Here is a 20,393-nt window from a genome sequence, read left to right as displayed (position 1 = left end):
AACCCGGTGGGGGGATCATCCTCACCGGGTTTCGTTTTATTCTGCGACAAGAAATCTTAGTGCGCCGTGGTGACCTTCAGCACGTCGGTGTAGACCACCACCACGCTCTGGTCGACCTTGAGGTCCTTGAGCTTGGCCTGCAGCTCAGGTTTTTCCACGGTCACCGTCTTTTTCACGCCCGCCGGGTTCTGCAGCGTTACCTGGTTTTTCGCCAGGTCAATGGCGGTGATTTTCAGCTGCACCTTGACCTGACGGTAGGCAGTGCCGCCCGGGTTCGGATTGTTCTCGGTGGCGCGCATTTCGCCGACCCGCTCAACCGAGCCCGGCAGGCTCTTGTCGATATCGGTGTCGAGGAACGTGCCGACCGAACGGATCACGTCCAGTTGCACCTTGTCGCCGGCCTTGAGGTTGCCCAGATCCTTGGCTTTTTCGCTCAACTGGATGTGCACCGGCTTGCCTTCGGCGCCTTCGAGTACCACCTCGCGATTGGCCGCATCGACGGAGATCACCTTGGTGATCACCTGATTGGCCTCGACCACTTCCGTCAGGGGAATATCCGCAGCGTAGGCACTGAGACTACCGGTAGAAAGCAGGGTGGCAAGTGTGATGGCTTTGGTCAGCGTATGAAGCTTCATGGCGATACATTCCCTGTGCAATAAATATGGGCAGTGACTTACTACGCAAGCCTAAAGTCTTGTGTGTCGAGTGAGCATAGACATAGATCAGCACTTTTCCTAAAAACTTCCCGCACAGCACCGCGGACTGCAAATCAGCCCTCAATAACCGGTCATTTCCAGGTAGCCGGTGCCCGAGTGAGTGCCACTCAATTGCACCGGACCTTCCCAATAAGGAATGCGCAAGGCCATCCAGGCCCTGGGGTTCAGCGCCGCGACCCGAATGTCCAACCCCTCGCCCGCCACCTTGAGCGACCATTGGGTCGGCAACTGGCGCCCCGCCACTTCGCTACGGGCCAAGGGCGTCAGGCTGATCTCCTGGCGCGACAAGCTTCGGCTGCTGCCGTCGGGGTAGATCCAGGTGCCACTGAGGTAGCCTCGCCCGTCCTTCTCCCGGACCCGGAACAGCATCAGGTGCGCGCCACTGTCCAGGTGCAGGGAAAACCAGTCCCAACCGCTCTGCCCGGCCAGCAACGGCTGGCTGCTCCACTCCCGGTCAAGCCAGGCCGGGCCACTGACCTGGTAATGCACGCCATCGATCTCCAGGGTGCCGCGCGCCTGGAAAAACGGTTGGCTGTAGTAGTACGAGGCCTGGCCCTGCTCGGACTTGCGACTGAAACCCTGCTCGCCCTGCAGCACCAAGGGCCGGCGGGTCGTCAGTTGCAGTTGATAGGCAAAGCCCGCGCCACTGGCCTGCACCTGCATCTCGGCCAACGGCTCCTGGGCCTCAGCCCGGCTGCTCAGGCGCCAGTCATCGATCCACGCCGCAAAGGGCACGCCCTGGACCCCGGCCTGACCCACTCCGCCGCGAGCGTAGCGTTCGCCAGCATGATGCGCGGTGGCCGAAGTTACGGCGGCATGGCCCAGCCAGATCACCTGACTGGCCCAGCCCGGCTGCTCGGGGCCGGGCTTGAGGGCGTTGCGAAACAGCGTCCACTGCACCCCGAACTCACGCCCCTGGGCGTCCTTGAGATTGGCCGTGAGGTACCACCATTCAATGCGATAGCCTTCATGGGCGGCGTGATCGGCGGGGAAGCTGAACGTGCGCCCGGGGGTCACCTGACTGAAGGCCGCCGCATCGCTGCCCAGGCCGGCGAACCCCTGGTCGTCAGGCGGTGGCTTATCGCACCCGGCCAATGCCAGCGCCAGCACCAGCAACGCAGACAGCCGGTTAATCGTCATGGGCAAACCGCCTGAGCAAGTCCGCAGGCTGGCTGCGGTACAGCTTGAACAAGGGCCAGGCCGAGGCCAGCAACGTGGCCACCAGCGCCAGCCCCATCAGTTGTGCCAACTGCAGGGGAAACACCCGCAACGGCAGGCGCCAGCCGAATGCCTGGACATTGATCACCGTGTCCAGGCACCAGGCCAGCGCGATGCCCAGGGGCAACGCCAGCACCAGGGTCAACAGCGCCAGCAACCAGGTCTGCCCGAGGTTGAGCAGCATCAACTGGCGGCGGGTCACCCCCAGCGCCCACAACGGTGCCAGTTGCCCGAGACGACTGTCGCTTTGGGTCAGCAGGCTGATGAACAAGGCCACGCCGGCCACCCCCAGCGTCAGGCTGTTGAGCGCCGCCGTGGCGGCAAAGGTGCGCTCGAAGACCTCGCTCGACCAGCCCTTGAGCCGGGCCTGATCGACAATGCGGCTGTCATCCAGGGCAAAGTCCCTGTGCAAGGCGCTGAGCAGTGCAGGAATCCGTGCCGGCTGCAGCCGCAGGTTGAAACGACTGGGGGCCAGCCCTGGCCAATGTCGCAGCAACTGCTCGGAATTCACTAACAAGTGCCCCTTGGGGTTGCCGTAGTCAGCGTAGATCCCGATCAATTGCACCGACCACGGCCCCTGGGGCGTGGCAATGCTCAGGTGATCGCCCAGGCGCACCTTGAGCCGGCGTGCCAGTTGCTCGCTGAGCATCAGCCTGTCCCCCGTCGCCAACTGGTCCCAGGGTTGGTCCCCCAGGGCTTCGAGCAAGGGCCAGTGCGTACGGTAGCTGGGGTCGTCGATCACCCCGTACAGGTCCGCCGGCCAGCCTTGCAACGACAGTGCGACCTGCCAACTGGGCAACACCGCGTCGAGGTTTTGCCGGGCCAGCCAGTGCTGCAAAGCCGTGGCCTGCGCCGGGTTCTGCGGATTGACGTAGAGCTCGGCGCTGAGGCGTTGCTCCAGCCAGTCATTGAAGGTCAGGCGAAAGCCGGCGGTCATGCTACCCGCCCCGATGTTGGCGGCCAGCGCCAGCAGCAGCGCCATCAGGGCCAGGCTCAGGGCCGGCAATTGCTGGCGGCAATCGGCGAGAAACCACTGCCCGAGTACCGAGCTACGGCGCCGCGCCAACAGATTCAGGAGGCCATCGAGCAGCACCGGCAAACCCAGGGCGGCCGCCAGCAGCAGCGCCGCCATCAACACAAAACCACTGGCCAGGCTGTCGCCCCAGGCCCATGCCAGCAGCCCCATCACCGCGGCACCCAGGGCGACCCAGGCCTGGCGTCGCAACCAGCGGGCGTGGGCCTGGTGCCAGGCCTGCGGATTGGCCACCGCCAGCAGCGGCATGCGCGCCGCACGCAGCAGGCTGTTGCCCCCCGCCAACAAGGCACCCAGCAGGCTCAAGCCCAGGCCACTGAACCACCACCAGGGGCTGAGGCTCAACTGCCCTGCCACCTCGGCGCCATACAACCCGCGCAGGCTGGCGGCGACGTCGGGCAGCAAGGCACTGGCCAGCAAGTAACCGCTGGCCACCCCCAACAGACCACCGAGCAAGGCCAGGCCCGCCAGTTCCAGGCACAGGCAGCCGATCAGCGACCGCGCACTCACGCCACAGGCGCGCAAGGTCCGGAACAGGCCTCGGCGCTGCTCCAGAGCCAGGCCGATGGCGGCGTGGACGATAAACAGGCCGACGACAAACGACAGCACGCCCAAGGCATCCAGGTTCAGGTGAAAGCTCTCGGTGAGCCGCGCCAGATTGTTTTCCTCGTCACTGCGCTTGAGCTGCAAACGCGCGCTCACGGCCTGCGGCAACGGCGGCGCGCTGGCGGCAAAGTCCTTGGGCAACAGCAGGCGCGAAAGCTGCTCGGGCAATTGCAGCACCTGCTGCGCCATGCCGATGTCCACCAACAGCACGCCGGGCGCCATGTCGGCTTGCCCGTGCAGCGCGGGCAAGGTGCGGCCGGTGGTGGTCAACGGCCGGTCGCCTTCGCGCAGTCCCAGGGTTTGCATCGTTGTCGGGGCAATCCAGGTCCGTCCCGGCGGGCTGACAAAATCGACCCTCTGCTCCAGCGTCAGGGCTTGCCCGGCCAGCGCCGAGCCCATGGGCAACGACAGGGGCTCGATGCCCAGCAGTAACAAACGTTGGTCGGGCTGGTCCTTGAGTTGCACCCGGGCCTGCAACACCGGCGACACCGGCCAGCCCGCCTGGCGCAACTCGACGAACAGTTGTTGCCCGAAGGTTGCGCCATCGACAGCCACGAGGCTGGCCTGGGGTTCGCCACCGATCAACTGACTGGCCCGGGCGTAGCTGTCGCGCGCCTGGCTGTTCAGCGCCTGGACCCCGGTCAGCAGGCCGCTGGCCAGCCACAAGCCGATAAGCACGCTGAACAACTGCACCGGATGCCGGCGCCAGTGGCTGAGCAGCGCCCGCAGGGTTTGCCACCAGACGTTCATGACCGCGGGCCAGAGTCGACCAGGCGTCCGCCGTGCAACACCACCCGCTGCGCCAGCCGCGCCGCGATCCGCGGACTGTGGGTGACCATCAGCAAACTGCTGGGGCTGTCGGCGAGCAGTTCGAGCATCAAGTCGAGCACCTCGTCGCTGCTGCTTTCATCGAGGCTGCCGGTGGGCTCATCCGCCAGTAACAAGGGCGGTCGCGAGGCCAGCGCCCGCCCCAGCGCCACACGCTGCTGCTGGCCACCGGACAGTTGTTCCGGGTAGCGCCTGAGCAGATCCCCCAGGCCCAGGCGCTCCACCAGCTGCGCCTGCCAGGCCGGATCCAGGCGCCCGGCCAGACGCGCCTGGAAGGCCAGGTTGTCCTCCACGCGCAAGCTGCCGATCAGGTTGAACTGCTGGAACACCAGGCCGATTTCAGTGCGCCGCCAATGAGCGCGCTGGCGTTCGTTCATCCCCTCCAATGGCTGCTGGTTGATCCGGATGTGGCCGCGATCGACCTGATCCAGCCCGGCCACCAGGTGCAGCAGCGTGCTTTTGCCACTGCCCGACTCGCCCATCAGCGCCAGGCTGCTGCCCTGTTCCAGGCGCAGGTCGACCCCCAACAACACCGGCAAGGGCCCTTGGGCGGTGGCGTAGCTCTTGAACACCCCTTGAACCTCGAGCATGGGCAACGCTCGCTCGGTGACAGAGAGCTCAAGGATAGCGGACGGGGTCATCGGCCCTGCATGGATTTTGTCGTTTGACGATTGTCGGGGGAGACGGCGATCCAGACAGGCCTGGTCAAGGTTCAGGAGTGAAGGGCGGCGAGGACTGCGTCCTCGAACGCAGGCTCGGCAGCTGTTACGGGGAATTGGGGGGCATGTCGAAATCTACGGTGTGGCGCAGATCGCCATCGCGGGCAAGCCCGCTCCCACAGGGGGAGATTGGTACACCAGGAAAAGCAGGCCGGAGGCGATGCCCCCCGGATGGATACCGTAGCGAGGGGCCGTACGTCAGGGGTAAGAGCCCTTGGTTACTTGGGGTCGGACGGCGTTCCGTTTTTCCAAGTGACCCGCCGTAAGGGCGGAGCCATCAGCCGCCGTTACCGCAGCAGTGGCTATGTACACAAACCCCAAAATCACCGCAGTTGCAGCGGATCCACCAACCCCGCCGCAATAGCCATCCCCACCAGATCCGGCAACGTCTGAGCCAGCATCCGCTTCATCACCCGCGAACGATACAGGTCGACCGTCTTGGCACTGACACCCAGTTGCTCAGCGATTTCCCGAGTGGTGTAACCCTGTACCAGCGGCAGCAACACATCGCGCTCTCGTGGCGTCAACGTCTGCAGGCGCGCCTGCAAGGCCTGGTGCCCCTGATTGCCGGAGCGCCCGGCGGCGCCATTGCTCAGCGCCTGTTGCACACTGTCCAGCAGCAACTGCTCGTTGTAGGGTTTCTCGATGAAGTCATGGGCACCGGCCTTGAAGGCGCGCACCACAATCGGCACATCGGCGTGACCGCTGACAAAAATAATCGGCAGGTTCAGTTCGCGCTGGCGCATTTCCTCCTGCACGTTCAAGCCGCCCATGCCGGGCATGCGCACGTCGAGCAAGACGCAGGCGTCGAGGCTGGCATCGCAGGCATTGAGAAACTCGACGCCACTGGTAAACGGCAAGGCCTTGAGCCCCACCGACTCCAGCAGCCAGACCGTTGAGTCGAGCATGCCCTGATCATCGTCGACCACATACACCACGTGTTCTGTCGCACCCGCCATTACATTATTCCTGAGGTTGTCTGGTTGGGCCGGCCAGCGGCAGGCGGCAGCTCATCAGCAAGCCGACGGCCTGGCGCCGGGCCTCAAGCTCGCCACCAAAACCTTCGATGATGCTGCGGCTCATGGACAGGCCGAGGCCCAGCCCGTCGGGCTTGCTGGTGTAGAACGGGGTGAACAGCTGCGCCAGTTGCGACTCGCTGACACCCGGCCCCTGGTCATGCACCGTGATCTCGACGTTACCCGCGCTGCCTTGCTGCGCCGCCATCAGGATCAGCGAAGGCTGGCAGGGATGGCGCTCGCGGTTGGCATCGATGGCATTGCGCAACAGATTGAGCAGCACTTGTTCCAGCAACACCCGGTCGGCATACACGGGCGGCAGATTATCCGGCAGGCGATCCTCGATTGTCACTTGCCAATTGCTCGCCTCCCAGGCGCACAAACGTACGGCACCGCGCGCCACCTCGGCAAAGTCCAAGGCCTGCATGCGCCGTTGACCCTTGCGCAGAAACGCCCGTAGCCGACTGATCACTTGCGAGGCGTGGGTGGCGTGATGGGTGATGCGTTGCAGGCCCTGGGCAACTTTTTCCGCGGCCTGGGGATTGCTCTCCAGGCTTTGCAAATAACGCTGGCTGGCATTGGCATAGTTGACCACGGCCGCCAGCGGTTGATTGATTTCGTGGGCAATGCCCGAGGCCAGTTCGCCCAGGGTCACCACTCGCGCGGTGTGGGCCAGTTCGTCCTGATGCCGGCGCTGCTGGGCTTCGCGCAATTCCCGTTCGGTCATGTCCCGCGCCACCAGCGAGTAGTAGCGCTCGCCACCGGCGGAACGGTGGGCCAGCAGCACCAGCGAGACCGGCACCGAGCTGGCGCCTGCCAAGGGTTGCAGGCGTGCGTCGCCGCTCCACACGCCATCGCGCTCGGCACTGCTCCAGCCGTCACGCTGCAGCCGCGCCAGGTCGTCACCGGCAAACAACGCGGCCAGCTCCGGCAGCGGTTGTGCGTCGGCGATCCCGAGCAGGCGGCGGGCCGCCGGATTGAGGTAAGTCACCTGCCCCTGCGGGTCGATGAACAGCACCGGATCGGTATTGACCTCGACCACCTCGGCCAGGCGCCGCTTGTTCTCCTCGGCCTGCACCCGGGCGGTGATGTCACGGGACACGCTGACCACTTCGACCACCGCCCCGGTGTAGGTTTCGCGGATCGCCCGGCTCGCGGTTTCGAACCACAGGTAATGGCCGTCACAGTGGCGGATGCGGTAAGTCATGGTGTGATAACCGTCCTGCTCCAGCGCATCCCGCGCCCGCTGCACCAGGCTGTGCAGGTCATGCTCATGAAACAGGCTGCGGGCCAGGCGCCCGCGCAATTGCTCCGGCCAGTAGCCCAGCAGGGTCCAGGACGCCGGCGAGGCGTCGAGAAAGCGCCCGTCGGGGGTGTGCCGGGAAATCAGGTCGGTGGTGTTCTCGATGATCAAGCGGTACAGCCGACGGGCCGTGGCCGCTTCGCGCGCGGCCAGCACCTGGGTGGTCGCGTCGCGGCAGCGAGCGAGCACACGCTCATCCTGTGGGTCGGGGATAAAAGTCCAGATCAGGATCTGCGTCTGGCACTGGGCCTCGACCCCGTCGATGGCGCGCTGCTGTTCCAGGCAGGCGCGCACCAGCTCCCGGTGGTTGACCGGCAACAAACCCGGCACCTCGGCCAACGACTTATCGCCGAGCAAGGCCAACAGTGCGGCGTTGCATTCCAGCGTCCGGCCCTGGGCATCGAGCAGCAGGCTCGGCTGCGGATCGTGGCCCAACAGCGGTGACGCGCGCAGCGTGCCATTGGCGCTGTGCAAGAGGGTCGTCAACAGGTCATGGACCCAGCCCAGCCAGTCGAGGCTGACGCCCTCGCACACTTCAATCAGCAACAGCCCCGGCTGCCCCGCGTGCAACGCCAGCTCGAATACCTGGCCATGGCGAATGGCGGCCCGGCGCAGGCGCCCGGCCAGCCAGCAATCGAGGTGCCGCACCTGGGCCAGGTCCAGGCGCCCCACTTGCTGCAGGTGTTCGAACAAGCGCTGATCGCTGGCCAACGCCGGATCGCCCTGCCCCGGCGGAAAATGCCGGGCAGCACCGGCATGGCTGTAGAGCCGTGCCTCGGGTTGCCAGCTCAGGTAGAACGCCCGGCGCACTTCAGGGCAATCCTGCAACACACGGCACAAGGCATCGGCCCGCGCTGCCAGGGGCACACCCTCGCGCTGCAGGCGCAACCAGCTGTGCAATCGAACGGGAACGTGGGTCATTGCAGGTCTACTTCATTCGGGGCGGCCAGCATATACCGGTCATGGCTTGGGAAGAAACAAATATAGTACATATACTATAGTGCTTAGGTTTAACTTCCATATACATCGGCGAATGTTATATAAAGTCTACCGGACCCAAGAGATGACCCAGGCCGCCGCGCCCCAGGGACATCCGTAGAGCTAACAATCAGCCATCGAGAATCCGTCATGTCGATTTATGAACAAGGGCTCAGCCCTGCCCCGGTCAATCACATCGCCTTGTCGCCCCTGAGCTTCATCGAGCGTACTGCCAGCATCTACCCCCACTACCCCGCCGTGATCCACGGCTCGATCCGCCGTACCTGGGCGCAGACTTACGACCGTTGCCGCCGCCTGGCTTCGGCCCTGGCCGGACGCGGGATCGGCCAGGGCGATACCGTGGCGGTGATGCTGCCGAACATTCCCGAGATGCTCGAAGTGCATTTCGGCATACCGATGATCGGCGCCGTGCTCAACCCACTCAACGTGCGCCTGGATGCCGAAGCCATCGCCTTCATGCTCCAGCATGGCGAAGCCCGTGTACTGATCACCGACCGTGAATTCCACGGGGTGATCCACGCGGCACTGGGCATGCTCGATCACCCGCCACTGGTGATCGATGTCAACGATCCGGAGTACGGCGAAGGCGAGGCAGTCAGCGAGCTGGACTATGAAGCGCTGCTGGCCGAAGGCGACCCTGACTTTGCCTGGCAGTGGCCGGCGGACGAGTGGCAGGCCATTTCGCTGAACTACACCTCCGGCACCACGGGCAATCCCAAGGGCGTGGTGTACCACCATCGCGGGGCCTACCTGAACTCCCTGGGCAACCAGATGACCTGGTCCATCGGCAACCACCCGGTGTACCTCTGGACCCTGCCGATGTTCCATTGCAACGGTTGGTGCTACCCCTGGACCATCACCGCGCTGGCCGGCGTGCACGTATTCCTGCGCCGGGTCGATCCGCAGCGCATCCTCAACCTGATCCGCGAGCACCAGGTCACGCACCTGTGCGGCGCGCCCATCGTGCTCAATGCGCTGGTCAACATGCCCGAGTCGGCGAAGGCGGCCATCGATCACCCGGTCAACGCCATGGTCGCCGGTGCCGCACCGCCGGCCAAGGTGATTGGCGCCGTGGAGGAAATGGGCATCAAGGTCACTCACGTCTATGGCCTGACCGAAACCTATGGCCCGGTGACGCTGTGTGCCTGGCACACCGAGTGGGACGAACTGCCCCTGGATGAACGGGCGCAGATCAAATCCCGCCAGGGGGTGCGTTACCCGACGCTGGAAGGGGTGATGGTCGGCGACTCGCGCACCCTGGCGCCCACCCCGCGCGACGGCCAGACCATCGGTGAGGTCTTCATGCGTGGCAACACCGTGATGAAGGGCTACCTGAAAAACCCAACCGCCACCGCCGAGGCGTTTGCCGGCGGCTGGTTCCACACCGGCGACCTGGCGGTGTGTCATGCCGACGGCTACATCGAGATCAAGGACCGGCTCAAGGACATCATCATTTCCGGCGGCGAGAACATTTCCACCATCGAACTGGAAGGCGTGCTGTATCGCCACCCCGGTGTGCTGGAAGCGGCCGTGGTGGCCCGCCCCGATGAGAAGTGGGGAGAAACCCCCTGTGCCTTCATCACCCTGAAGGCCGATCACCAGGACGTCAGCGAGGCCGACATCATTGGCTTCTGCCGCGACCACCTGGCCGGTTTCAAGGTGCCGCGCAGCGTGGTCTTCACCCTGCTGCCGAAGACCTCCACCGGCAAGATCCAGAAGTACCTCCTGCGCGAGCGGGCCCAGGCCCTGTAAACCAGGCGTTTGGTCCAGCCGTCCGGCGGCGGGGTGTAGACCCCGCCGTGTCCACAGTCCCATTGAGGTTCACGAAATGCCCGAATTCAACGCCCCGTTGCGCGACATGCGCTTTGTCCTGCATGAAGTGTTCGACGCCCAGGCCTTGTGGGCGCGCCTGCCGGCTTTGGCCGAGACGGTCGACGCCGCCACCGCCGATGCCATTCTCGAGGAGGCGGCCAAAGTCACCGGCCAACTGATCGCCCCGCTGAATCGCAGTGGCGACGAACAAGGTGCCCAGTGGCACGACGGCCAGGTCAGCACCCCCGAAGGGTTCCAGCAGGCCTACGCCACCTACATCGAAGGCGGCTGGGTCGGCCTGTCCGGCAACCCCGAGTTCGGCGGCATGGGCATGCCCAAGATGCTCGCCGTGCAGTTCGAGGAAATGCTCTACGCCGCCAACTCCAGCTTCGCCCTGTATTCCGCCCTGAGCTCCGGAGCCTGCCTGGCCCTGGATGCCCACGCCAGCGACACCCTCAAACGCCTCTATCTGCCGCCCATGTATGAAGGCCGCTGGGCCGGCTCCATGTGCCTGACCGAAGCCCATGCCGGCACCGACCTGGGGATTGTCCGCAGCCGTGCCGAACCCCAGGCCGATGGCAGTTACCGGATCAGCGGCAGCAAGATCTTCATCACCGGGGGCGACCAGGACCTGACCGAAAACATCATCCACCTGGTCCTGGCCAAGCTGCCGGATGCACCACCCGGCCCCAAGGGGCTCTCGCTGTTTGTGGTGCCCAAGGTGCTGGTCAACCCGGACGGCTCCCTCGGCGCGGCCAACGCGGTGAGCTGTGGTTCGATCGAACACAAGATGGGCATCAAGGCCTCGGCCACCTGCGTGATCAACTTCGACGGCGCCAGCGCCTGGCTGGTAGGCGAAGCCAACAAGGGCCTGGCGGCGATGTTCACCATGATGAACTACGAGCGTCTGTCCGTCGGTATCCAGGGCATCGGCTGCGCCGCAGCCTCGTACCAGAACGCCGTGGCCTACGCCCGTGACCGCCTGCAGGGTCGGGCAGCCAACGGTGCCAGCGCCCCGGACAAGGTTGCCGACCCGATCATCGTCCACCCCGATGTGCGGCGCATGCTGCTGAGCATCAAGGCCATGACCGAAGGCGGCCGGGCATTCGCCAGTTATGTCGGGCAACAGCTGGACCTGGCGAAGTTCTCCCCCGACGCAGCCGAACAGGATCGCGCCCAGGCCCTGGTGGCCCTGCTGACACCCGTGGCCAAGGCGTTCTTCACCGACACCGGCCTGGAAAGCTGTATCCACGGCCAGCAAGTGTTTGGCGGCCATGGCTACATCCGGGAATGGGGCCAGGAGCAACTGGTGCGAGACGTGCGCATCGCGCAGATCTACGAAGGCACCAATGGCATCCAGGCCCTGGACCTGCTCGGGCGCAAGGTGCTGGCCGATGGCGGCGTGACGTTGCGCCTGTTTACCGGCGAAATCCACCAGTTCGCCCAACAGCCCGATGCGCCCTACCGCGCGCAATTGATTGAGGCGGCGCACCGTCTGGAGGACCTCAGCGACTGGCTGGAAGACCAGGCCGCGAACGATCGCAACGAAATCGGCGCAGCCTCGGTGGAGTACCTGCACCTGTTCGGTTATGTCGCCTACGCCTGGCTCTGGGCACGCATGGCCCAGGTGGCCAAACACAAGCTGCAGGACGATCCCGAGTTCTACGGCGCGAAACTGGCCACCGCCAAGTTCTACATGCAGCGCCTGTTGCCCAGGGTGCTGGGCCTGGAGCAAGCGATTCGCGCCGGCAGCCAGCCGCTGTTCGAGCTCAGCGCCGAACAGTTCTGAGGCCCTGCCCTCGCCTTGAGCCGGGCCCGGTCGCGGGGGACAGCTGAGGTGCGGATGCTTTGCTGAAGCGGGTGGCGGTGAACTGGCCGTTGCTCGCTCGCAGGACATGGCCGCTGTCCTGGTACTGCGCCGAAACCAGGTAGTTCACCCCGCCCTCACCATGGGGGCTTGAGTTCCTCAGGCGTGTCGGTGAAGCCCTGAGCCCCTGCGCTGCCGGGAAGTTTGGCTATGCTTGGCTGACACTCACCGGTGACGAGGGATGTATGGACGATCCAGTCGACAACAAGCCCCCCAGCTTCTGGCAGATGCTGCACAGCGTGATGGCGGCGGCCTTTGGCGTACAAAGCGGGAAGAACCGCGCCCGCGACTTTACCCACGGCAAGCCGAGTCATTTTGTGCTGTTGGGGATTGTGTTCACGGCGGTGTTTGCCCTGACGCTGTTTGCCATCGTCAAGCTGGTGGTGTATCTGGCCGGGGTCTAGCAGGCGGTTCAGCGCATCAGGATCTGCAGGCTGAACGGATAGCGGTAGCTGGTTGGACGGCCCTTGGCCGACAGACTGCGGAAATTCACCCCGTAACCCTGGCTGTCGCGCAGCGCCAGCAGGCGCCGGGCCTGATCACGGTTGATCAACTGCAACAGCGGCACTTGCCGGTCGCGCCCGCCGTACTGTTCGACGGCCACGCCCTGGTCATAGTCATGCAACTGCACCAGGGCCCAGCCGCCGAGGCTGAAATGGCCGCCCACCAACACGCTCAAGCGCCCGTCCACCAACGCCTGCAACACCGCCGGCGAGGTATTGACCGCGCTGAACAAGGCGCCCTTGCCCGGTTGTCCACCCAGCTCCTCGTAGGCCTGCATGGCGCCGAAGGCCATTTCGTCATTGGCGGACCAGATCAGCGACACCCTGGGGTAACGCTTGAACAACTGGGTGGCCTGCTCATGGGCGCGCTCGCGGTTCCAGGCGCCATAGACCATCTGTCGCAATTGCACCTCGGGGTGCTCACGCAGCGCACGTTGCATGCCTTTTTCCCGCAACTGCGCGGCCGGGGTGATCTTCAACCCGGAAAACGCCAGCAACTCCAGCTTCTGGCCGGGGGCGACGGGCGGATGTTGGCGGATCAGCTCCTTGAGCATCAGGTAGCCGCCCTCCTCGTCGTTGGGCACCAGGCTGCCGAGCCAGTCAGGGTATTTTTCCCGCGCATCGCCCAGTAACGCCAGTTGGTCGGCGGTCAGGGCATTGTTGACCATGAACAGCTTGACCCCGCTGCCTTGGGACAGACGCAGGATTTGCGGGGCGACATACTGCTCGTTGACGAACACCAGGTAATCCGGGCGGTTGGGGCCCAGTAGCACTTCGCGTGCCTGCTCGATGGTGGTTTGCGCCACGTGCTGGGAATAACGGACCTGCAGGTCCATGCCCAGATCGCGAGCAGCGGCCTGCATGAATTGGGTGTAGCTGACCCAGAACACTTCCGTGGTGGTTCCCGGATTGAGGAATACCACCGACGCCGCTTGCGCACCCGGTCCGAAGACCGCGCAAAGCGTCAGCAAAATCCCCCACACGAACCTGAACATTAAACAACCGAGCCCCGAAAATTAGCCGCGCATTATAGCCGGCCACTGGCTGGTACATCGCGGTCAATTAACGTTTCGTCCGACAATCAGCGAATCAGGGCCCGGTCACGGGGTTTACTGATGGCTGACCCAGTACACGGCAGTACCCACTACCAGGATGATCAGGAACAGAATCGCCCACGCATCGACGCTGCTATCGCTTTTGCCTGCTTTGGTCGGATTGCTCATTGCATCGCCTCTTGTCGGTTTTATCGGTGATTGCATGAAGTCTCGATCACAGTTAAGTCGAGGATTGCCCATACGACAAATAAGGGTAAGACAATAATCAGTCTCATTAGTCGATTTGGTTCTTTACATATACTCAAACATCACTTTTGCGCATAAACGCAAACTGGTATCTTGCCCCGGCTCCGTGGGGAGTGCGCGGCCGTGCGCGCAGAATTGCCAAGGCATTTTCGGAACTCAGCGAGCGAGAAACGCCGCGATTTTCCGAGGGGCCCAAGCCTGAGAACAGGACTTATATGTACGTATACGACGAGTACGATCAGCGGATCATCGAGGACCGCGTCAAGCAGTTCCGTGATCAGACCCGACGCTATCTGGCAGGCGAGCTGAGCGAAGAAGAATTCCGCCCCCTGCGCCTGCAAAATGGCCTTTATATCCAGCGCTTCGCCCCGATGCTGCGGGTTGCCGTGCCTTATGGCCAACTGACTTCGCGGCAGACGCGAATGATGGCCAAGATCGCTCGCGACTACGACAAGGGTTATGCCCACATCAGTACCCGGCAGAACGTGCAGTTCAACTGGCCGGCGCTGGAAGACATTCCGGACATCCTGGCTGAGCTGGCCACCGTGCAGATGCACGCGATCCAGACCAGCGGCAACTGCCTGCGCAACGTCACCACCGACCAGTTTGCCGGTGTGGCGTCCGACGAGTTGATCGATCCGCGCCCATGGTGCGAGATCGTGCGCCAGTGGACCACCTTCCACCCGGAATTCGCCTACCTGCCGCGCAAGTTCAAGATTGCGATCAACGGTTCGACTTCCGACCGCGCCGCCATCGAAGTCCATGACATTGGCCTGGAGCCGGTGCACAACGCCGCAGGCGAACTGGGTTTCCGCGTGCTGGTGGGCGGCGGCCTCGGGCGTACGCCGGTGGTGGGGGCGTTCATCAATGAATTCCTGCCCTGGCAAGACCTGTTGAGCTACCTCGACGCCATCCTGCGTGTGTACAACCGCTATGGCCGTCGCGACAACAAGTACAAGGCGCGGATCAAGATCCTGGTCAAGGCCCTGACGCCGGAAGTGTTCGCTCAGAAAGTCGACGCGGAAATGGAGCACCTGCGCGGTGGCCAGACCACCCTGACCGAAGCAGAAGTGCACCGTGTCGCCAAGCATTTCGTCGATCCGGACTACAAGGCCCTGGACAACCAGAACGCCGAACTGGCCGAACTCGACCAGCAACACCCAGGCTTCGCCCGCTGGCGCACCCGCAACACCCTGGCCCACAAGAAGCCGGGTTATGTTGCTGTGACCCTGTCGCTCAAGCCTACCGGCGTTGCCCCGGGCGACCTGACCGACAAACAGCTGGACGCCGTGGCCGACCTGGCCGATCGCTTCAGCTTTGGTCAACTGCGCACCTCCCACGAGCAGAACATCATTCTCGCCGACGTCGAGCAGAGCCAGTTGTTTACCCTGTGGGGCGAGCTGCGCGAGCAAGGTTTTGCGACGCCGAACATCGGCCTGCTGACCGACATCATCTGCTGCCCGGGCGGTGACTTCTGCTCCCTGGCCAACGCCAAGTCGATCCCGATTGCCGAATCGATCCAGCGTCGCTTCGACGACCTGGACTACCTGTTCGACATCGGTGAACTGGACCTGAACATCTCCGGTTGCATGAACGCCTGCGGTCACCACCACGTCGGCCACATCGGCATCCTCGGGGTGGACAAGAAAGGTGAAGAGTTCTACCAGGTGTCCCTGGGTGGCAGCGCCAGCCGCGACGCCAGCCTGGGCAAGATCCTCGGCCCGTCCTTCGCCCAGGACGCCATGCCGGACGTGATCTCGAAGCTGATCGACGTGTACGTGGAACAACGTACCGAAAACGAGCGCTTCATCGACACCTATCAACGTATCGGCATCGACCTCTTCAAGGAACGCGTCTATGCAGCGAATCATTAAGAACAACGAAGTCATCGACGAAACCTGGCACTTGCTGCCCAAGGATTTCAACATCGATGAAATCAGCAACTGCGACGACTACATCGTGCCGTTGCAACTGTGGCGCGAACACGGGCGCATGCTCCTGGCCCGCGATGGCGGCCTGGGCGTGTGGCTGGACGCCGATGAAGAAGCCGAGGAAATCGGTGACCACGTGGATAAATTCCAGGTCATCGCCCTCAATTTCCCGGCGTTCACCGACGGCCGCAACTACTCCAACGCCCGTCTGCTGCGCGACCGCTACGGCTTCAAAGGTGAGCTGCGGGCGATTGGCGACATCCTGCGCGATCAGTTGTTCTACCTGCGTCGCTGCGGGTTTGACGCCTACGCCTTGCGTGCCGACAAAGACCCGTACGAAGCCCTGGAAAGCCTCAAGGACTTCTCGGTGACCTACCAGGCCGCCACTGACGAACCGCTGCCGCTGTTCCGTCGCCGCTGATCGTCGCGCCTTGGACCCGACCCCGGGTTCAAGGCGCTTCCCCCGCTCGAGGCAGGTCCTGCCCCGCCATCGATATAGGCCGCCCCAACGCCACCCAATCACGGTATAGCCGGGCGCGGTTTTCCAGCACTGCGAACAACCTGAATGGGTTGTGCGCATCGCCCGGCGTCGATTCGAGACGCTGGCATAACCAGCCCCACAACTCTTCACTGGCATCGGCCTCGACCAACAGTTGCCAGACACGCGCCTGTAACGCCAGATAGTCGACCTGGAAGTCCGCGCTCAGGCTCAGCCCATCGATGACCCGTAGCAACGCCGTGCCCGAGGGCCGGGAGGACAGGCGCTGCCAGACCGCCTGACGAGCCTGCTGTAACACCGGGTCACCTTCCGCCAGCCAAGGCTGGGCGCTGCCATACCCCTCGCCCGGCTCGCTCAGCCAGAGATTGATGCCGGTACGTTCGCGGTGCTCGACCAGACGCAGCAGGGTGTCCTCATCCGTCAGCGGGTTGCCCCACAACCCCAGCCGATCACGGGACACCGCCTGGTTGAGGATGGCCTGGGGAACGCGGCTGATCTGGTTGTCCCGCAGGTCCAGTGAAGTCAGGTAGGGTTGCTCGGCGACACCGACCGGGCAACGGCTGATGCCCGTGCCCTGCAGGTTCAGCACCTGCAGTTCGTTCAGCCCCATGACCAGCGGTGGAACGCCCAGGGGGTTGTCACTCAGGTCCAGCTTCTGCAGGTGCTTCAAGCCACCCAACTGGCCGGCGCTGCGCTCATCCAACACCAGGAAGGTGGACCGCAGGTTGAGGCTCTGCAAGCCCTTCATGTCGACGATTGCGCCAGGCAATCGGCCTTGCAGGTCATCCTCGCTGGCCAGCAGGCGCAGGTCCAATCGCTCCAGATTCAGGCTGCGCAAATTCGGCATGCTCTGCAAAAAGACATTCAGACTCTCACGCTCCACCAAGTGCAGATCGCGCATCGACAGTTCGCGCACCCCACTGAACCGTACATCGAGATTCGGCAGGCTGTGGAACTCCTCGAAATCCATGTTGATCGAGAAACCCTGGGTGGCATTGCCGCTGTACAGGTTTCCGGCGACCGGCGCGCGCTGCTGCCAGATCGCAAGCAGGTCTTGGGCCAGTTCCTTGCGCGCTTCACGCTCATGGCCAATGTCGGCGTGCAGCATTTCGAGGTTGCGCGCCTGCACCTGAGCCTCGTTCATCCCGGCCGCCTCGGCATCGCCGACCGCGAGAAAGTCATGCTGTATGTCGCCGATGTCCTGCGCAGTCTGGTCGAGCCAGAGGTTGAGTTGCGCCAACAGTTGATTGAGCTGATTGTGCAGCCCGTCGAGACAGGCCGCGGCTCCCGTGCCTTCGCGTTGCAGCAGCTCATCAGCCTGGGCATCGGTGAAGTCGGGATACAGCTCGCGCACCTGCAGGCGCATGGTTTCATGGGTCAGCGCACTGCCCTGCAGGGTCGAGGGAAAACCGCCGCCTGCCAGCCCTTGCGTGTCGAACGGCAGGCCGAAATCCATCCGGCCCAGGCCGTGCATGAGTTCGGAGCGCGACAACGCCTGGTCCGCAAGGCACCGGCGCAACTGCGCGGCCTGATCCGCCCCGTGCAACCCCAGGGCGGCACGCTGCTCTTCAGAGAGCTGTGCCAGCAATCCGGTATAGAGGTCCATCGCGGCCTCGGCGTTGGGGGCCACGCCGGACGGCAGATACCGGGCGCCGACCCGGATCAAGCGCCGACAATCGGCGCCCTGGGTTGGACCGACTTGATCCAGCACAGGCCCACTGATCGAGCCGTCCAGCACCTCGATCCGCATGCCCTTCGGCCAGCCAGGCAGGCGCCCGAGGGTATGCAGGGCCAGGGTGTCCGACTCCGGGTTGCTCATCGCGCGCAGGTACAGCCCTTCATACGCCCGATTCAGGCGCACGTGCTGCTGATACTGGCGAGCCTTGGCGTCGAGCCGCTTGAGCACTTGGCGGCTGGCGACGGGATCGAGGCCCTGGGCAAGGTCAACCCCCGAGCGGTCGAGCATCTGCTCCACGACGGTTTTCGGCAGGCCGGGGTACTGGCATTGAAACAGGCGCACCCACTCATTCTCCGAATCCTGGAGTGCCCGATAACGGCGGTTGAACAACTCGGCACGGGTGGCCGGATCGGCGACGCTGGCCAGTTCCTGGTCGAGCTGGAAACGGCTGAGGGTATCGGCCAGCAACGGCGTCGGTGGCCGCCCCCCGGCCTGCATCAGGCGCAGCATATCGTCATCGACCGTGCTGACCTTGGCGATCTGTTGCAACGCCTCATCACTCAACGACACGACAGGGGCCCCGAGCCCACGCAGCAAGGTCAGGCGCGTGGCCGCAGCGGGTGACGGGGCCGATGTAGAGCGTTCAGCGGGGGCGAGACTGACGCCTGGGTCCTTTGGGGCCTCGGCAGCGGGTTCTGGGTGTATCGACGGCTCCAACGCGCCACCCTCGCCCCGCAACACCGCACCGGCCCGCAACAATGGCAGGGCATTGAGCAAGCCAAACACCAGCCGTGTCGCACCGTCCGCCTGCGTCTGCGGATCACGGCCATTGACGGCCTGGTCCAGGCCATACCCGGCATCGATGATCCCGGCCAGCGCCAGCAGACCTTCGCCGCCGGGGACAAACAGGGCCAAGGGGGCATAGCGGTTGATCCACTGCACCATGGGTTCGACCACCGCACTGAGGTTATCGCGATTGACCTGTGCGTCATCGCGGATGCTTTCAACGCTGGCACGGGCCGCCTGTTTCATACTCAGGACCCATTGTGCGAACGGGTCAGTCGCCCGAGGGGCTATGTCCAAATGGATGTACTCGGCGGGGTCCCAATAGCCGTCATCATTGAAAAAACCGTGACCCGGCTGCAGATGGTGTTGCCGGGGATAGATCGTCATGCCCTCCAGGGCCGTCAGGACCCCGGCGTGAAAGGTCCCATCGACACGATCATCTTCGGCAAAGTGGGCAGCCAGGGCCGCTTTTTTACCGGCATCCCTGGCCTGTTCCACGATCCAGGCACGGAGCGCATGAGTATCGGCAAACTCATGCAGCGGTGAGGAATTGCCGGGGATGCACAGCACGATCCGGGGGTCGCCGGGATGACCAAAACTCCAGATATCGGTGGCGCTGTAGCGATAGATCACCAGGCGCGCGACTTCGATCTGCCGCGTGCTGCGACTCGGCGCCTGCAACTGCTCGAGCGTCACCTGTGCCCATGGCTGTTGCGGTGCCAGGCCAGCCGCTTGCAGGACGATGGCCAGCCCCTGTTCGCTCAGGCTGCGCTCCTGGCGCTGCAAGTACGCCGCCATGACCAGAGCCGTCTTGACCGAGGTGCGCAGCGGGTAGGCTGGCGCGGCACTGATGACCTCATCGGTGGGCCAGGCCTGGTCCAGATAGTCACGGTAGCGGTCCTTCAGCTCCAGCTCCCAGACCCAGCGCTTGAAGTCCGCAGGGCGGATTTTCAGCTGGGTGGAGGGGCCGTAGGTTGGCGGGTCGACCTGGCGGTAGATCCCTTCATAGGTGTCATGGTTGCCATTGCCGACGTAGGCAAACTCATCGACCTTGGCGACGATTCGCACAGCCGGGCCGATATCGGGTGGCGTATACAAACCGAACGCTGTCTCGCCAAAACGCCCGTCACCGACGGTTTGATAGTTGCCCAGCACTACCTGGCTCAGACTCTGGGTATGCGCCACCCGCCCCTGCTCGACACCCTCCAGCGCAGGGTGACCGTGATAGGCGTAGTTGAGCGTGACCAGTTGCGCGGTCGCCGGATCGATGTCGCGACCCCACCTGGCCTGAATCAGTTGGTTGGCGAACTGCGCGGGCGATAGCGGCAGGGCTGTGTCTACGGTGACCTTGAGGTCTTGGCGCGAAAGCGTCGCGGGCAGAGGGTGTTCAGACTTAATCATCAGGCAGTTCCATTGCACTGGAGTGGGAAACCCCCAGCCTAAGCGATCGAACCGCTGGTACCGTGCCGGAAAAGTCGCCAATGGGCGGTAAAATCCCGACACATAAAGTCAGATATCCGCCATGACGAAAAAGCCCCGAACCGAGGATCACTCCTTGTGTTCAGGGCTTGGGAAAAA

General features: G+C 64.0%; 13 protein-coding genes. 5 read left to right on the top strand and 8 right to left on the bottom strand.

The features are described 5' to 3' along the window. Nucleotides 1-56: 56 nt before the first annotated feature. The 6 genes from Q1W70_RS20460 to Q1W70_RS20435 all read right to left on the bottom strand — a co-directional run bounded on the left by Q1W70_RS20460 (nt 57) and on the right by Q1W70_RS20435 (nt 8,360). A complete protein-coding gene (locus Q1W70_RS20460; RefSeq protein ID WP_166589048.1) occupies nt 57-635 on the bottom strand; it encodes a hypothetical protein in 579 nt (192 codons plus the stop codon). Nucleotides 636-776: 141 nt separating this feature from the next. After that, nucleotides 777-1,856: a lipocalin-like domain-containing protein gene (locus Q1W70_RS20455; RefSeq protein WP_265537924.1), complete on the bottom strand. Its 1,080-nt coding sequence runs from the start codon at nt 1,854-1,856 to the stop codon at nt 777-779. After that, nucleotides 1,846-4,323, bottom strand: coding sequence for an ABC transporter permease (locus tag Q1W70_RS20450; protein WP_302097822.1), 2,478 nt, complete (start codon nt 4,321-4,323; stop codon nt 1,846-1,848). Before Q1W70_RS20450 ends, Q1W70_RS20455 begins: the two co-directional genes overlap by 11 nt. After that, complete coding sequence (locus Q1W70_RS20445) at nt 4,320-4,991, bottom strand: ABC transporter ATP-binding protein (protein ID WP_166589168.1); 672 nt, start codon at nt 4,989-4,991, stop codon at nt 4,320-4,322. Before Q1W70_RS20445 ends, Q1W70_RS20450 begins: the two co-directional genes overlap by 4 nt. A 452-nt stretch (nt 4,992-5,443) precedes the next feature. Continuing rightward, nucleotides 5,444-6,079: a response regulator transcription factor gene (locus tag Q1W70_RS20440; protein ID WP_166589051.1), complete on the bottom strand. Its 636-nt coding sequence runs from the start codon at nt 6,077-6,079 to the stop codon at nt 5,444-5,446. Between the two features lie 4 nt (nt 6,080-6,083). Beyond that, entirely contained in the window at nt 6,084-8,360 is a 2,277-nt protein-coding gene (locus Q1W70_RS20435) for a PAS domain-containing sensor histidine kinase (protein WP_302097821.1), read from the bottom strand. A 207-nt stretch (nt 8,361-8,567) separates the two neighbouring features. Between Q1W70_RS20435 and Q1W70_RS20430 the strand changes: the two genes are divergently transcribed. The 3 genes from Q1W70_RS20430 (at nt 8,568) to Q1W70_RS20415 (ending at nt 12,521) form a co-directional block, all read left to right on the top strand. Then, nucleotides 8,568-10,190 (top strand): acyl-CoA synthetase, encoded by a 1,623-nt coding sequence (locus Q1W70_RS20430; RefSeq protein ID WP_302097820.1) that lies wholly within the window; start codon nt 8,568-8,570, stop codon nt 10,188-10,190. 76 nt (nt 10,191-10,266) lie between these two features. Continuing rightward, entirely contained in the window at nt 10,267-12,039 is a 1,773-nt protein-coding gene (locus tag Q1W70_RS20425; protein ID WP_166589054.1) for an acyl-CoA dehydrogenase C-terminal domain-containing protein, read from the top strand. Nucleotides 12,040-12,302: 263 nt separating this feature from the next. After that, on the top strand, nt 12,303-12,521 hold the full coding sequence (locus Q1W70_RS20415; protein WP_166589055.1) for a DUF2970 domain-containing protein: 219 nt from the start codon (nt 12,303-12,305) through the stop codon (nt 12,519-12,521). An 8-nt stretch (nt 12,522-12,529) separates the two neighbouring features. Here Q1W70_RS20415 and Q1W70_RS20410 read toward each other — a convergent pair whose 3' ends face one another. Then, on the bottom strand, nt 12,530-13,615 hold the full coding sequence (locus Q1W70_RS20410; RefSeq protein WP_302097819.1) for an ABC transporter substrate-binding protein: 1,086 nt from the start codon (nt 13,613-13,615) through the stop codon (nt 12,530-12,532). Nucleotides 13,616-14,136: 521 nt separating this feature from the next. Here Q1W70_RS20410 and Q1W70_RS20405 point away from each other — a divergent pair. Then, nucleotides 14,137-15,795 (top strand): nitrite/sulfite reductase, encoded by a 1,659-nt coding sequence (locus Q1W70_RS20405; RefSeq protein WP_302097818.1) that lies wholly within the window; start codon nt 14,137-14,139, stop codon nt 15,793-15,795. After that, nucleotides 15,779-16,273 carry a DUF934 domain-containing protein gene (locus tag Q1W70_RS20400; protein WP_302097817.1) on the top strand — a complete coding sequence of 165 codons (495 nt, stop codon included), beginning with the start codon at nt 15,779-15,781 and terminating at the stop codon, nt 16,271-16,273. Before Q1W70_RS20405 ends, Q1W70_RS20400 begins: the two co-directional genes overlap by 17 nt. Nucleotides 16,274-16,301: 28 nt before the next feature. Here Q1W70_RS20400 and Q1W70_RS20395 read toward each other — a convergent pair whose 3' ends face one another. Next, the gene (locus Q1W70_RS20395; RefSeq protein WP_302097815.1) at nt 16,302-20,216 is read right to left on the bottom strand and encodes a dermonecrotic toxin domain-containing protein; all 3,915 of its coding nucleotides are present in this window, start codon (nt 20,214-20,216) and stop codon (nt 16,302-16,304) included. Nucleotides 20,217-20,393 lie beyond the last annotated feature (177 nt).

Source organism: Pseudomonas kielensis, from assembly GCF_030505375.1.
Lineage (GTDB): Bacteria > Pseudomonadota > Gammaproteobacteria > Pseudomonadales > Pseudomonadaceae > Aquipseudomonas > Aquipseudomonas kielensis.
Note: the sequence above shows the minus strand (reverse complement) of the source record. Positions and strands in the feature narration are given on the sequence as shown.

Coding starts and splice junctions, on each gene's coding strand:
- Q1W70_RS20460 (WP_166589048.1), bottom strand. CDS start 635: ATGAAGCTTCATACGCTGACCAAAGCCATCACACTTGCCACCCTGCTT.
- Q1W70_RS20455 (WP_265537924.1), bottom strand. CDS start 1,856: ATGACGATTAACCGGCTGTCTGCGTTGCTGGTGCTGGCGCTGGCATTG.
- Q1W70_RS20450 (WP_302097822.1), bottom strand. CDS start 4,323: ATGAACGTCTGGTGGCAAACCCTGCGGGCGCTGCTCAGCCACTGGCGC.
- Q1W70_RS20445 (WP_166589168.1), bottom strand. CDS start 4,991: ATGCTCGAGGTTCAAGGGGTGTTCAAGAGCTACGCCACCGCCCAAGGG.
- Q1W70_RS20440 (WP_166589051.1), bottom strand. CDS start 6,079: ATGGCGGGTGCGACAGAACACGTGGTGTATGTGGTCGACGATGATCAG.
- Q1W70_RS20435 (WP_302097821.1), bottom strand. CDS start 8,360: ATGACCCACGTTCCCGTTCGATTGCACAGCTGGTTGCGCCTGCAGCGC.
- Q1W70_RS20430 (WP_302097820.1), top strand. CDS start 8,568: ATGTCGATTTATGAACAAGGGCTCAGCCCTGCCCCGGTCAATCACATC.
- Q1W70_RS20425 (WP_166589054.1), top strand. CDS start 10,267: ATGCCCGAATTCAACGCCCCGTTGCGCGACATGCGCTTTGTCCTGCAT.
- Q1W70_RS20415 (WP_166589055.1), top strand. CDS start 12,303: ATGGACGATCCAGTCGACAACAAGCCCCCCAGCTTCTGGCAGATGCTG.
- Q1W70_RS20410 (WP_302097819.1), bottom strand. CDS start 13,615: ATGTTCAGGTTCGTGTGGGGGATTTTGCTGACGCTTTGCGCGGTCTTC.
- Q1W70_RS20405 (WP_302097818.1), top strand. CDS start 14,137: ATGTACGTATACGACGAGTACGATCAGCGGATCATCGAGGACCGCGTC.
- Q1W70_RS20400 (WP_302097817.1), top strand. CDS start 15,779: ATGCAGCGAATCATTAAGAACAACGAAGTCATCGACGAAACCTGGCAC.
- Q1W70_RS20395 (WP_302097815.1), bottom strand. CDS start 20,216: ATGATTAAGTCTGAACACCCTCTGCCCGCGACGCTTTCGCGCCAAGAC.